This is a genomic window from Leifsonia sp. Root112D2 (genome assembly GCF_001424905.1).
Classification (GTDB): domain Bacteria; phylum Actinomycetota; class Actinomycetes; order Actinomycetales; family Microbacteriaceae; genus Root112D2.
Genome location: NZ_LMCU01000001.1, coordinates 2,402,007 through 2,414,738, shown reverse-complemented (window position 1 = coordinate 2,414,738; position 12,732 = coordinate 2,402,007). Strand labels below are relative to the sequence as shown.

Below are 12,732 nucleotides of genomic sequence, written 5' to 3'. Positions count from 1 at the left end.
TCAGGAGAGGACAAAGTGCCAGCTTCCCGTCGCCACGGCAACGGCTACCGCTACGCCCGCCACGAGCGCGCCGATGACGATGAGCACCGCCTCGCGGCCGGTGAAACGGGAGGGGCGCGCCCAGCTGCGCGGCGCATCCGAGCCGAAACCGCGGGCCTCCATCGCCGTGGCCAGCTTGCTGCCGCGCCGAACCGAGAGCACAAGAAGCGCAAAAGCCTGCGATACCAGGCGGCGCAGCGCTGCGAGTGGACCGCCACCGTCGCCGACGCCCCTGGCCCGTCTGGCCATGCCCAGTGCCCTCCAGTCGTCGATGAAGAGGCCCACCAGTCGCAGGCCGGCCAGGCCTCCGAGAACGAAGCGACTCGGCAGACGAAGCACCTGCGCGAGTCCGTCGGCCAGATCGGTGGGGTCCGTCGTGGCGAAGAGCACAATGCCCGGAATACCGATGGCCAGAACCCGCAGCGCTATGGCGAGGCCGAGGGCGAGCGATCCCTCTGTGATGGTCACGAACCCCCACGCCCAGAGGGTATTGCCGGAATCGTTGCCGTAGAGGATGGTCGTCACGGCGGCCAGAGGTGCCGCAATCCACAGCGGCGCTGTTCTCAGCCAGAACTGCCGGGCGCCAAGGCCCGCCCACGGCAGAAGCAGCGCCTCCAGCCCCAGGGCGACACCCGCCGACACCGCATCGATGGAGAGCAACAGCGCGATGCTCAGCAGCAGGGCGGCGATGAGCTTCGCCACCGGGTTGATGCGAGCAACGGCGCTGGAGCGAATCTCGGGGGTGAGGAAACTCATCGACGCACCGCCACGGATTCTCTGGGCTGCGTGATCGCATAGCCGTCGAGGCGCAACTCGACATCGGCCAGCGCCGAGACGAAGTCATTGTCGTGAGTGACCGCGACCACAGCGGTGCCCTCGTCGAGCAGCTCCGCTACCAGCGCGGTAACCTCCCGCCACGTGCGCGAGTCCTGCCCGAAGGTGGGTTCGTCGAGCACGAGCAGGCCGGGTCGCGTGGCCAGCGCCGTCGCCACCGACAGCCGTCGCTTCTCCCCGCCGGAGAGCGTGAACGGGTTGGCCTGGGCCAGATGGTCGAGCCGCAGGCGCGTGAGCAGCGCGTCCACGCGAGCCGCCGTCTGCCTGACGTCGGTTCGGGCTGCTCGAGGCCCGATCGCCAACTCTTCACGCACGGTCGCCGCCAGAAATTGGTGTTCGGGCTCCTGAAAAACGGTGCCGATTCGCGTGAGCAGTTCGCGCGATTTCCATCGTGCCGGCGACGCTCCGGCACCACCCGCCAGACGAGCGGATGCGTCAAGCTCGCCGCCCACAGGAGCCAACAGTCCCGCGAGCGTCAGCGCGAGGGTCGATTTTCCGGAGCCATTCGCCCCGGTCACGGCGAGAGCGCGCCCGGCCGCGACCGTGAGATCGATGCCGGCCGCCACGGGCACAGGGTGCTTCGACGCGAACGGCGTGCGGCCCACCGAAAGATCCTGGGCCCGTAGAAGCGACGCGCCGGCGAAGGACGCTGCGATCTGGCGTACGGGACGAGCGGGCGGGAACTCCGGCACCCACACGCCAGCCGCCGCGAGACGCTCCCCCTCCACGGTCAGCACCGACGAAGGAGATCCGTCCGCCAGCACACCACCGGCGGCGTCGAGCACTATCACCCGGTCGACCAGATCCCGCCAGATGGCCACGCGGTGCTCCACGACGATGAGCGTCGCATCCGAGGCGCTGAGTGAACGCTCGACGGCCTCGCGCACCTCGCGCACGCCATCCGGGTCGAGATTGGCCGTCGGCTCATCGAGCAGCACGAGCCCCGGCCGCATGGCCAGTACTCCCGCGAGCGCAAGCCGTTGCTTCTGGCCGCCCGAGAGTGCCGAACTCGGCGCATTCAGCGGCAGGCCAAGGCCGACGGCGTCGAGCGCTTCTGCAACCCGTCGCCAGATCTCGTCACGAGGCACACCGAGGTTCTCACACCCGAACGCGACATCGTCGCCGATGCGTGCGAGCACAATCTGGGAATCGGGATCCTGCAGCACCATTCCGACCCGCCCGCGGGCATCCGCCGGGTTGGTGCCGTCAAGCGTCAATTCGCCGTATTCGTCACCGTCTTCATCGCCTCCGAGCACGCCGGCCAGGGCCTGCAGCAGCGTGCTCTTGCCCGCTCCGCTCGCGCCGAGCAGCAGCACGCGCTGGCCGGGTTCGATGTCGACGTCGAGCCGGGAGACCGCCATCGAGCGGCGTCCGGCGTGCCTCCAGCCCCAGCCGCGGGCACGAATGCGCACACCGCCGACGGGGGTGGAGGCAGAACCGGAATGGATCATGGCGCTACGCGGCGAGCGAGCCGGATGCCTGCGCCTCCACGGCGCGCGCCTCACGACCCGCGGCGAAGCGGCTCAGCGCACCCGTTCGGGCCAGACCCTTCACGGCCAGCCAGGAGAGTAGACCAGCAATGACGACACCGGAAACCACGGCGGAGACGATGTAGATGGCTTTGACCCCGACCTCGAGCGCCGCCATGCTGGTGAAGCTGGTGTCGAGCAGCCCGGTGGCAAGACCTGCTCCGGCGCCCGCCAGCAGCGCAACGCCCAGGCGCCAGCTGCCATAGAGGAAGAGCGCGAAAACGATCTCGGCACCCAGCCCCTCGACGATGCCCCAGATCAGCGTGGAGAAACCCCACTGGGTGCCGACCAGCATCGAGACGACGGCCGCGACGACCTCGGTGTAGAGCGCGGCACCGGGCTTGCGCACCACGAGCGCACCGAGCACACCCGCGAAGATCCAGCCGCCAGCGAGAAGCCCGTCGAGGCCGGGTGAAAATGCGAGCACGGCACTCAGTGAGGGCCACGCGAGTCCCCAGGCCCAGAAGATGACGCCGGATGCGACCCCGAGAACGCTGGCGACGACAATATCGACGACGCGCCACCGATAGGCACGCTTACGTTTGCCTGCATTCGGCTGGGTTGATGTGGAAAGTGATGCTGTTGTTGCGTGCACTTTTCGTGCCCCTTCACTGGAGTGTTATGAGGGCACGGGTGTGGCTCGCGGCGAATGCCGTGAACCGGAGAGTGTTTTGGCCTCCCTGCGCTGGCATGATCCAGATCAGGTTCGACGGTCGAAGCTTGGAGAAGCTTCCTCTCAGCCCGGCTCACCGGACTCCCGTGTTCGTTTTCGAGTATAGCCCGCCGTTAGCGCTTGAGCGCCTTGATGAGGCGCGCACCGGCCTTGCCCGCGACCCAGAGGAACGGGATGCCGACGGCCATGAGAGTGATGATGTTCGGCTCGAAACGCATGCCGTTGATGTCGCGCACATAGGAGCCGAGCGGAATGCTCATACCTCCCCCACCGCCACCGCTGGCGCCCTCCTCTGAGTCGCCTCCTGCGGCGTCGCTGCCCGCGCCGAAGCCGAACTGCACGAGTGCGACGGGGATGAGGGTGACACCGTTCACCTCGACGGGGTCGCCGTAGGCGGTCTTCACCCCGAGCTTTGAAACGGTATCGGCCAGTCGCTCGGCAAGATTTGTCATGGCCCAACGCTACCCGTCGCGCGGCCCGCTGAACAGGCCCGGAGACACGGCCGAGGTCTCGCCCACACGCCGCCCGGCCTTCTTCACCAGGGAGGCCGGGCCGAGCACGTCGCGCCCGAAGCGGGCGCTCACCTGGTCGATGGTGCGCTCGGCGTCACGCCACCCTTCGTCCTGATCCCAGAGCGCGAGTGAGGAGCCGCCGTCGGGCTCGATCTGTTCCACCCGCACGCCGATGAGACGGATCGGCACGCCCTGAAGCTGAAGGGCGTCGTACGCCGCGACCACCTCTTCGTAGATGCGCCGACCCACGCTGGTCGGCTCAGCAAGTGTTCTCGAGCGGGTCACGGTGCGAAAGTCTGCGAAGCGCAGCTTGAGCGACACGGTTCGCCCGGTGAGTGACGATCGTCGCAGCCGTGCGGCGGTCTGCGTCGAAAGCCGCAGCAACTCGCGGCGCAACGCCTCGGCATCCGTCACATCGTGTTCGAAGGTGACCTCATGGCCAACGCTCTTCTCACGCGACTCTGTGGTGACCGGTCGCGGGTCGATGCCGTTGGCCAGGTCGTGCAGCTTGCCGCCGGATGCCTGCCCCACCGCCTTACTCAGCGTCGCCAGCGGCGTCGCGGCCAGGTCGCCGACGGTGCGTAGCCCGAGCCGCGTGAGCGATTCCTGCGTGCTGACGCCAACCCCCCAGAGCGCGCCGACCGGCAGCGGGTGCAGAAACGCGAGCGTCTGGCCCTCGGGGATCACGAGCATGCCGTCGGGCTTGGCACGGCCGGAGGCGAGCTTCGCCACGAATTTGGTGGCGGCGGCCCCGATCGAGCACGGCAGCCCTGTCTCGTCTCGCACGCGCTCGCGCAGGCGCTCCCCGATGCGCGCCGGGCTGCCGAGCAGGCGTCGGGCGCCCGAGACATCGAGGAACGCCTCGTCGATGCTGAGCTGCTCCACCAGCGGCGTCACCTCCGCGAAGATCTTCATCACCCGCGCAGAGTATTCGCGATATTTCTCATGATGCGGCTCGAGCACGATGGCACCCGGACACAACCGCAGCGCCTGCGAGAGAGGCATGGCCGAACGCACGCCGAAACGCCGCGCCTCATATGTCGCACTCGTCACGACCGAGCGGCCGCTCGCGTGGGCGACGACCGCCGGCTTGCCTCGCACCTCCGGCCTGTCGAGCAGCTCGACCTCCGCGAAAAACGCGTCCATGTCGACGTGCAGGATCACGGCTGTGGCGTCGTCGACACCCGGCGCGCTCACCTGCCGCTCGCTGCCATCGTTTCGCCCCATTGCGTCAGTCTTTCACCCGCAACCGACAACACCCCGAAAGCGCGTAACGTTGGCACAATGGAATTCAGATATCTCGGCAATAGCGGCCTCAAAATCTCAGAGATCATCTACGGAAACTGGCTGACTCACGGCTCTCAGGTCGAGAATGACGTGGCCGCACAGAGCGTGCGCGCGGCGCTCGATGCCGGCATCACCACCTTCGACACCGCGGATGCTTACGCCAACACCGCGGCGGAAAGTGTGCTCGGCGACGCGCTGAAAGGCGAGCGACGCGCCTCAATCGAGATCTTCACCAAGGTGTACTGGCCGACGGGACCCAAGGGCCCCAACGACAGCGGGCTTTCGCGCAAGCACATTCTCGAGTCCATCGACGGCTCGCTTTCCCGTCTCCGCACCGACTACGTCGACCTGTATCAGGCCCACCGCTTCGACCACGAGACCCCGATCGAAGAGACGATGCAGGCGTTCGCCGATGTCGTGCGGGCCGGCAAGGCGCTGTACATCGGCGTCAGCGAATGGAATGCCGATCAGCTGCGGGCCGGGCGTGCACTGGCACGGGACCTGGGCATCCAGCTCGTCTCGAACCAGCCGCAGTACTCCATGCTGTGGCGCGTGATCGAGTCCGAGGTGATTCCCACCTCTGAGGAACTCGGCATCTCGCAGATCGTCTGGTCGCCGGTGGCGCAAGGAGTGCTCACCGGCAAGTACAAGCCGGGCGCGGAGTTGCCGGCGGGAAGCCGCGCGACGGACGAAAAGGGCGGGGCGAGCACGATCAAGGGCTTCCTCACCGACGAGGTGCTCACGAGCGTGCAGGAGCTGCAGCCCATCGCCGACGACCTCGGCATCACCATGGCGCAGCTGGCTGTGGCATGGGTGCTGGCGAATCCGAACGTTGCCGGCGCCATCGTCGGAGCTTCGAAGCCCGAGCAGGTGGCCTCGAACGCCCAGGCCTCCGGCGTGACGCTGGATGCTTCGGTGCTCGCGCGCATCGACGACGCGATCGGCGACCTGGCCGAGCGCGACCCGGCGAAGACCGTTTCGCCCGAGAAGCGCCCCTCCTAGATCGCCCGTTCGCTCGGGTGCGCGCTCAGACGAGCGCGTGCACGAGCGGTGTGAACCAGCGCCTGAACGCGGCGGAATCGTCGCGCATGCTCTGGCTCATGGCGATGGTGTGCGGGGCGACGATCCACGCCCCGCTCGTGGCCAGCGGCAGCACACAGAGGTCGAGACGAAAGTATCCGGCCTGGCGTTTCAGTACATGCTCGCGCTCCCGTACCACGTCAACGATGTCGGCGGAGTACCTCTGGCGCGTTTGTATGCCGTTTCGGGAATACTCGTCGTGACGCGCGCTCGTCCAGGCAAAGGCGTCATCGTAGAACTCCTCGACAAGGTCCTGCAGTTCAAGTTCGCGATCGAAAATCGTGAAGTGCGGCGGGCGCAGCTGGCTGACGACGGGGCGCGCCTCGCGAACGAGGGTGCGCTGCCACCATCCCGTCCACTGGCTGCGCAGGGCATCCGTATCGGTCTGCACCGTGTGGTGCACGCGCGAAATTCGCGCCATGGCGGACTCCCGCACGCTCGCGACCGAGGGCGTGACGGGCGGAAGGGGCGGCGAGCCGGCATCCGTCAGATTGGCCAGATCGCGCAGGCACAGTGCCATGAGCAGGTCCCACGGGCAATCCTCGGTGACCTGCCATCGAAGGGTGCCCTCGACGAACATGATGCCAGCATAGAATCGCCGTGCTCGCGCCGCTAGAGTGAGCGGATTATGCCTGCCACCGATATTCGGATGCTGCGCCTGCGTGAGCGCCCCATCGACGTCTTCTTCATCATCATCTTCTCCGCATTCACCGTCACCTCGCTAATCAGCGACCTGCTGCCGACCATCGGCGTGGACATCTCGCAGCCGTCGGCGAACTTCTTCGTGAACTCGAACTGGTGGTATGTGCACGACACCGATCCGCTGTTCATGACGCCACCGGTGTGGATGCGCATCGTGACCGGGCTCTCGGCATTCGTCTACATGCCGTTCTACGTCGTACTCGTCCTCTCGCTGGTTCGCGGCTGGAACTGGATTCAGCTGCCCAGCGTGATCTACGCGACGATGATCGCCTCGATCACCGGCATCATCGTGTTCGGGGTCGAGTTTTTCGGCGAGGCCCAGTGGGTCACCCCCAATCCGGTGAAGTTTTTGGCGTTCAACCTGCCGTACGTGCTCATCCCGATCCTGCTGCTTATCCGGATGCGACGCCCAGCCCCGTTCGCGCGCCGGTTCTAGCTACTTCGCACCGCGCGTGAACTACATCGGTACGTATGACTTCGACCCACGCCATTGAAAAAGATCGTGGGCGGCTTGAGCGGCCCGCGCCGCCACGGCGACGGTGCGAGCCCTCCGTCGAGCGAGGGATGTCACGTATCCATTGGTTTCGTATCGTGGAGGTCATGACACAGGAGGAGAACGAGAAACACGACGCCAACGGGAAGCAGACGCACGGAGGGTGGGGTGGAGGCATTGCGATCGGCCTGGCGATCGGAGTAGCGCTGGGGACCGCGATGCACAACCTCGGGGCCGGTATCGCGATAGGCCTGGCGATCGGAGTCGCCTTTGCCATCGCTTTCGCTGCAGGCGGAAAGGGACACACGGTCGGCGGTTGTGACGAGCCGAACGGTCCCGATGAAACTCCCTCCCACTGAGTGTTTCACCGCGCTACCGTCTCCGACTTCGCAGAAATTGAGATTCCCGGCACCGGGCATGGCCAGCCGCCGTCCTGCATCCCCGGTCTAGAAGGGTGGTGGGTCGGTGGTGCGGATGGCGATGCCGAACCCGACCCGATCTTCGGGCCGGGAATCATCGAACAGCGACGGCGCCTCTTGCATGGACCAAGTCAATACCCGACCACCGACATTCGAACCGGCCCGTAAGCAGGTGCTTCGCAAGGTTCAGGCTGCGGCAATACGCGACTCGCTCGGCGGCGTTGCGCCGCCGATCACGCGGCGCAGGATGAGGCGCTCGGCCAGCGTCCACGTGGTCGTCGTGAGCAGGTAGAGGGCGGCAGCCAACGGCACGAAGGCGGCGAAGACCACCGTGATGAACGGCAGATAGGAGAGCACGCGGGTCAGCGTCGCCGTCGTAGCGGTCTGGCCGGCCGAGGCCGTTGCGGTCGGCGCCACGGGTGCGACGGCCAGCACGCGCCGCGACACCGCCGCCACCGCGGCGATCAGCCCGAGCACGATCACAAACACCACGATCGACGGCCACACCGCACCGGATGCCGCGCCCAGCAGCTGCACGAGCCCCGTTCCCAGCGGCACTCCCCCGAGATGCTGCGCCAGGAGCGCGTTCGCCTGACCGTTGATGCTCGGGTGCAAAAAGAGCGCGTACACAATCGACAGAACCGGCGCCTGCAGGAGGAGGGGCAGGCATCCGGCGAAGGGTGAGGCCTTCTCGGCGGCATACAACGCCATGGTCTCACGCTGCAGGCGCTCGCGATCCTTGCCGTGCTTGCGCTGTAGCTCGGCGAGCTTGGGCGCGAGGCGCTGCCGGGTGAGGGTGGCCCGCGCCTGCGAGACGCCGACCGGAATCAACGCTGCCCGCACCAGAAGCGTGAGCAGCACAATGGCGGCTGCGGCGGCCGCCGTGCCGAAAACCGGGGCGAGAATATCGCCCAGAGCCGTGACGAGCGCGTAGGCGCCGCCCATAATGCCCGCGATGGGGCCGAACGAAAAGATGTCCACGAGATGTATTCCCTTGCCTGTCATACGAATGGGTGATGTCGTATGACCGCGCGGGCGCGCACAGAAGTTCCCCGAATAGCGGGGTGGATCGAGCGCGCGCTACGCGGTCGCGAGGGAACGCGACGGTGCTCGAGGGCGCGGGCGACCATCGGCATCCGGATCGCTCTGACTGAGCAGGGTGCCGAGATCGGCACCTGCCGCCGCGTGTCGCGGCGCCGCGGACTGCTGCAGAGAGGCGACCAGAGCCGTGACGAAGCGAGCCGCAACGGCAACAGCGAGTGTGGTCAGGCCGATGGCGCCGATGAGGCCCACGATTGCGAGAGCACTCGTGATGGAGGTGCCAGCCCAAGCGCTCTCGAGGCCGGCTGCGAAGAATCGCGCCAGAAACTCGATGTGCTGCACGGCCAAGCCTCCCAGAAATATGTTGTGCCGAGACTACCAATCGCCCGGCATCACAGCGCGACCATTTCGCGTTGGGCGAATTCTGGTTCAGGAGGATGATGGAAGCATGTCTCGGATTGCAATCGTCGGTGCCCATGGTCAGGTCGCGCAACAGCTCATGCATCTTCTCTATGACCGATTCGATGAGTTCGTCGGCATTGTGCGCAGCAAGGATCATGCCGAAGACATCTACCGCCTCGGCGGCGAGGGTGTGATTCTCGATATCGAGAAGGCCAGCGAACAGCAACTCGCCGAGGCCTTCGCCGGGGCGGATGCGGTGGTGTTCGCCGCGGGCGCCGGCGGCGGCTCCGGAATTGAGCGCAAGCGCACCGTCGACTACGGCGGCTCAGTGAAGTCGGCTGCGGCTGCACGCCTGGCAGGCATCCGTCGCTTCATTCAGATTTCCGCCTGGGGCGTCGACCAGAACATCGGCGACGATGGCGATGAGGTCTGGGCCGCGTATGTCGCGGCGAAACGAGACGCGGATGCCGCACTCATGCAGAGCGAGCTCGACTGGACAATTCTGCGGCCCGGCGGCCTCACCAACGACGCGCCGACCGGCCAGGTGACCCTTGGCGAGCACGTCGATCGCGGCTCGATCTCTCGGGAGGACGTCGCTGCGCTGATCATCGCCGCTCTCGACGAGCCGCGTACTCACGGAAAGGTATGGGAGGCCACTTCAGGCCCGACTCCTGTTGCCGAGGCCGTCTCGAAGGCTGTGGCGTAGGCCATCGGATCGCCCGGCACGGCGAGCCAGCACTCATATCGGGCGGCACACGGGGCAACACGGGAACAAGCGGTCCAGCCGACGCGTTGGCAAAAACAGGCATCACGAATCGAAGAGACGAGCTATGGGAAAAATCGACTGGCTGCAGGTGCAAACCCTGGCCCACCGAACGTTCGGCGAGCGCGTGGCGAGCGTGACCGACTGGACGGCGCCCACGCCTGACGTCGAGTGGGATGTGCGCGCCCTGGTCTCGCATGTGATCGAAGAACAGCAGTGGATTCCGCTGCTTCTCGACGGACGTTCTGTGCGCGAGGCTCAGGCCCGCATCGACCCCCTGGGCGATGACCTGAAAGCGGAATGGGATCGCTACTCGAACGCGGCCACGGAGGCCTGGCAGACGAGGGATCTACACGCCAAGGTTCAGCTCTCCTATGACACGGTCGACGTCATCGACTACCTGAGCGAACAGGTTTCCGACGTCATTGTGCACACCTGGGATCTTTCCCGCGCGATAGGGGCAGACGAGGACCTCGGCGACGAGCTGGTGGAGGCGGCCTGGAGCATCTTCGCCCCCCAGAAAGACACGCTTCAGGCCAGCGGTCTCTTCAACTCCCCTGTTCCCGTCGAGGACCTCGCCCCGCTGCAGGTGAAACTGCTCGCGCTGACCGGCAGGGATTCTCGCGTCGCCGCCTAGCCCTTTCGCATCCACGCGTAGGCTTTGAGCGTGACGACTGACAACGACGATCGCCCCTGGCTCTCCAGCTACGCTCCCGGTGTTCCCGACGACATCGATGTGCCCACCGGGTCGCTTTCACACCTGATTCAGGATTCGGTCAAGCGCTACGGCAGGCATGTGGCGCTCGAGTTCTTCGGCGCGACGACGACATACACCGAGTTGGGCGAACAGATCGAGCGCGCGGCCGAGGGCCTGCGTCGCGCGGGGGTGCGCAGGGGCGACCGCATTGCCCTCGTGCTGCCCAACTGCCCGCAGCACGTCGTGGCGTTCTACGCCGTGCTGCGCCTGGGCGCGATAGTGATCGAGCACAACCCGCTGTACACGCCGCGGGAGTTGCGCCACCAGTTCGAAGATCATGGTGCGCATCTCGCCATCGTGTGGGACAAGGCAAGCGCGATGGTGCAGGATCTGCCGGCCGACCTCGGTGTGGAAACCGTCGTCTCGGTTGACATCACGCGAGCGATGCCGCTCAGCAAACGCGCCGCGCTTCGACTGCCCGTTCCCGCTGCCCGCAGGGCTCGCGGGCAGCTCACGACCTCGGTGCGCGGCACCATCAGCTGGGAGAAGCTGCTCGGCAATCGCCGCATCAAGAAGTCCGTTCCCCGCCCCGCCGCCGACGATCTGGCGCTCATCCAGTACACGAGCGGAACGACCGGGGTTCCGAAGGGCGCCATGCTCACGCACGCCAACGTGACAGCGAATGCGGCGCAGGCTCGCGCCTGGGTTCCGGCAATCAAGCGCGGATCATCCGTCGTCTACGCGGTGCTGCCGCTGTTTCACGCGTACGGGCTCACGCTCTGCCTCACCTTCGCCATGAGCATGGGTGCACGGCTCGTGCTGTTCCCCAAGTTCGACCCGGATCTTGTTCTCGATGTGGTGAAAAGGCGGCCTGCCACCTTCCTGCCCGCCGTTCCGCCCATCTATGAGCGCCTGGTGCACGCCGCGGCCGAGCGCAAGGTTTCGCTGGCGGGCATCGAGATTGCCATCTCGGGGGCCATGAATCTGCCGCAGCCCATCGTGGATCTGTGGGAGACGAAGACCGGCGGATACCTCGTCGAGGGTTACGGACTCTCCGAATGCTCCCCCGTGCTCATGGCCAACCCGGTCGGTTCCACGCGTCGCGCCGGAACGGTGGGGCTTCCGTTGCCGAGCACCGAGATTCGTGTGGTCGATCCCGACGACACCGACACGGTGCGTGCACCGGGCGAGGAGGGCGAACTCATCGCTCGTGGCCCACAGGTGTTCTCGGGCTACTGGAACAAGCCAGAGGAGACCTCCGCCGTGCTGCTCGACGGCGGCTGGTTTCGCACCGGCGACATCGTGACGATGGATGCCGACGGCTACGTCTCCGTCGTGGACCGCATCAAGGATCTCATCATCACCGGCGGCTTCAACGTGTCGCCGAGCGAGGTCGAAGATGCCCTGCGCGCATTCCCGGGCATCGCCGACGTCTCGGTCGTGGGCCTGCCGCAGGAGCGCGGCGGCGAAGACGTCGTGGCGGCCGTGGTACTCGAGGCTGGCGCCTCACTCGACGAGGACGCCATCCGGTCGTGGGCCCGCGAAAGTCTCGCCGCATACAAGGTGCCGCGGCACGTATTCGAGCTCGACGAGCTGCCTCGATCTCTCGTCGGCAAGGTGGTGCGCCGCCAGGTGCGCGACGCGCTGCTCGCCCGCACGCCGGGGGTCGAGTAGCGAGCGCTTTTCGACCGTATCGAGACTCGGGCGACGGGTCTCGATACGCTCCTTCGTCGCTACTCGACCAGCGGAAAAACCAGGAGCGTGCTGCTCGCCGTCGCGAGCAGCACGCCGTGGGCATCCATCACCTGGGCTTCGGCGAAGGCCACCCGGCGGCCCGGCTTCGTGACGGTGCCGATGCAGGTGAGCGTGCCCAGATTGCCGTACACGGGGCGCAGGTAGTTCACCTTGATCTCAATCGAGGTGTAGCCCTGCCCCTGCGGCAAGGTGGTCTGCACCGCGCAGCCGACGGCTGAATCCAGCAGCGTGCACACGAGGCCGCCGTGCACAGTGCCTATCGGGTTGTAGTGCGACTCGTCTGGCTCGAATTCGAACGTCGTTGAACCGGTTTCTGCGGCCACGACGCGCATATTCATGTGCGAGGCGATCGGTGGCGGCGGCACACGACCGTCGATCATGCCACGTACATAGTCGAGGCCGCTCATGGTGGGAATCAACGCGGCACCGACGAGGGGATCCTGCCAGCGCACCGTTCGTTCACGAATGGGCTCGGGCGCATGCTCTGCGGTTGCCATGCAAGAAAT

At 66.4% G+C, this 12,732-nt stretch carries 15 protein-coding genes and 1 riboswitch; of the genes, 6 read left to right on the top strand and 9 right to left on the bottom strand.

The annotated features are described in order from the left end of the window. From ASC63_RS11200 to ASC63_RS11180, 5 genes are all read right to left on the bottom strand, one after another. Complete coding sequence (locus ASC63_RS11200; RefSeq protein WP_055813188.1) at positions 1-795, bottom strand: energy-coupling factor transporter transmembrane component T family protein; 795 nt, start codon at positions 793-795, stop codon at positions 1-3. Continuing rightward, complete coding sequence (locus ASC63_RS11195; protein ID WP_082487529.1) at positions 792-2,324, bottom strand: ABC transporter ATP-binding protein; 1,533 nt, start codon at positions 2,322-2,324, stop codon at positions 792-794. Before ASC63_RS11195 ends, ASC63_RS11200 begins: the two co-directional genes overlap by 4 nt. Before the next feature lie 4 nt (positions 2,325-2,328). Continuing rightward, a complete protein-coding gene (locus tag ASC63_RS11190; protein ID WP_055813185.1) occupies positions 2,329-2,997 on the bottom strand; it encodes an ECF transporter S component in 669 nt (222 codons plus the stop codon). A gap of 65 nt (positions 2,998-3,062) precedes the next feature. Beyond that, positions 3,063-3,173: riboswitch (TPP riboswitch) on the bottom strand. A 15-nt stretch (positions 3,174-3,188) separates the two neighbouring features. Then, on the bottom strand, positions 3,189-3,527 hold the full coding sequence (locus ASC63_RS11185; RefSeq protein ID WP_055813182.1) for a spore germination protein GerW family protein: 339 nt from the start codon (positions 3,525-3,527) through the stop codon (positions 3,189-3,191). Between the two features lie 9 nt (positions 3,528-3,536). Continuing rightward, complete coding sequence (locus tag ASC63_RS11180; protein WP_055813179.1) at positions 3,537-4,814, bottom strand: DNA polymerase IV; 1,278 nt, start codon at positions 4,812-4,814, stop codon at positions 3,537-3,539. A 57-nt stretch (positions 4,815-4,871) separates the two neighbouring features. Between ASC63_RS11180 and ASC63_RS11175 the strand changes: the two genes are divergently transcribed. Continuing rightward, complete coding sequence (locus tag ASC63_RS11175; RefSeq protein ID WP_055813176.1) at positions 4,872-5,876, top strand: aldo/keto reductase family protein; 1,005 nt, start codon at positions 4,872-4,874, stop codon at positions 5,874-5,876. A 25-nt stretch (positions 5,877-5,901) separates the two neighbouring features. Here the strand turns inward: ASC63_RS11175 and ASC63_RS11170 are convergent, their stop codons facing one another. Then, entirely contained in the window at positions 5,902-6,534 is a 633-nt protein-coding gene (locus ASC63_RS11170; protein ID WP_055813172.1) for a hypothetical protein, read from the bottom strand. A 48-nt stretch (positions 6,535-6,582) separates the two neighbouring features. Here ASC63_RS11170 and ASC63_RS11165 point away from each other — a divergent pair, with 48 nt between their 5' ends. Both ASC63_RS11165 and ASC63_RS11160 read left to right on the top strand, forming a co-directional pair. Further along, positions 6,583-7,092 (top strand): EXPERA domain-containing protein, encoded by a 510-nt coding sequence (locus ASC63_RS11165; RefSeq protein ID WP_082487527.1) that lies wholly within the window; start codon positions 6,583-6,585, stop codon positions 7,090-7,092. A 164-nt stretch (positions 7,093-7,256) separates the two neighbouring features. Then, positions 7,257-7,508 (top strand): hypothetical protein, encoded by a 252-nt coding sequence (locus tag ASC63_RS11160; RefSeq protein WP_055815414.1) that lies wholly within the window; start codon positions 7,257-7,259, stop codon positions 7,506-7,508. 246 nt (positions 7,509-7,754) lie between these two features. Here the strand turns inward: ASC63_RS11160 and ASC63_RS11150 are convergent, their stop codons facing one another. Further along, entirely contained in the window at positions 7,755-8,549 is a 795-nt protein-coding gene (locus ASC63_RS11150) for a YidC/Oxa1 family membrane protein insertase (RefSeq protein WP_055813166.1), read from the bottom strand. A gap of 99 nt (positions 8,550-8,648) precedes the next feature. Next, positions 8,649-8,951 carry a DUF6412 domain-containing protein gene (locus ASC63_RS11145; protein ID WP_157487661.1) on the bottom strand — a complete coding sequence of 101 codons (303 nt, stop codon included), beginning with the start codon at positions 8,949-8,951 and terminating at the stop codon, positions 8,649-8,651. Between the two features lie 106 nt (positions 8,952-9,057). Between ASC63_RS11145 and ASC63_RS11140 the strand changes: the two genes are divergently transcribed. From ASC63_RS11140 to ASC63_RS11130, 3 genes are all read left to right on the top strand, one after another. After that, positions 9,058-9,717 carry an SDR family oxidoreductase gene (locus ASC63_RS11140; RefSeq protein WP_055813159.1) on the top strand — a complete coding sequence of 220 codons (660 nt, stop codon included), beginning with the start codon at positions 9,058-9,060 and terminating at the stop codon, positions 9,715-9,717. 124 nt (positions 9,718-9,841) lie between these two features. Then, the gene (locus ASC63_RS11135; RefSeq protein WP_055813154.1) at positions 9,842-10,411 is read left to right on the top strand and encodes a TIGR03086 family metal-binding protein; all 570 of its coding nucleotides are present in this window, start codon (positions 9,842-9,844) and stop codon (positions 10,409-10,411) included. A gap of 24 nt (positions 10,412-10,435) precedes the next feature. Further along, positions 10,436-12,145: a long-chain-fatty-acid--CoA ligase gene (locus ASC63_RS11130; protein ID WP_055813151.1), complete on the top strand. Its 1,710-nt coding sequence runs from the start codon at positions 10,436-10,438 to the stop codon at positions 12,143-12,145. 59 nt (positions 12,146-12,204) lie between these two features. Here the strand turns inward: ASC63_RS11130 and ASC63_RS11125 are convergent, their stop codons facing one another. Next, positions 12,205-12,723, bottom strand: coding sequence for a PaaI family thioesterase (locus tag ASC63_RS11125; protein ID WP_055813148.1), 519 nt, complete (start codon positions 12,721-12,723; stop codon positions 12,205-12,207). Positions 12,724-12,732 lie beyond the last annotated feature (9 nt).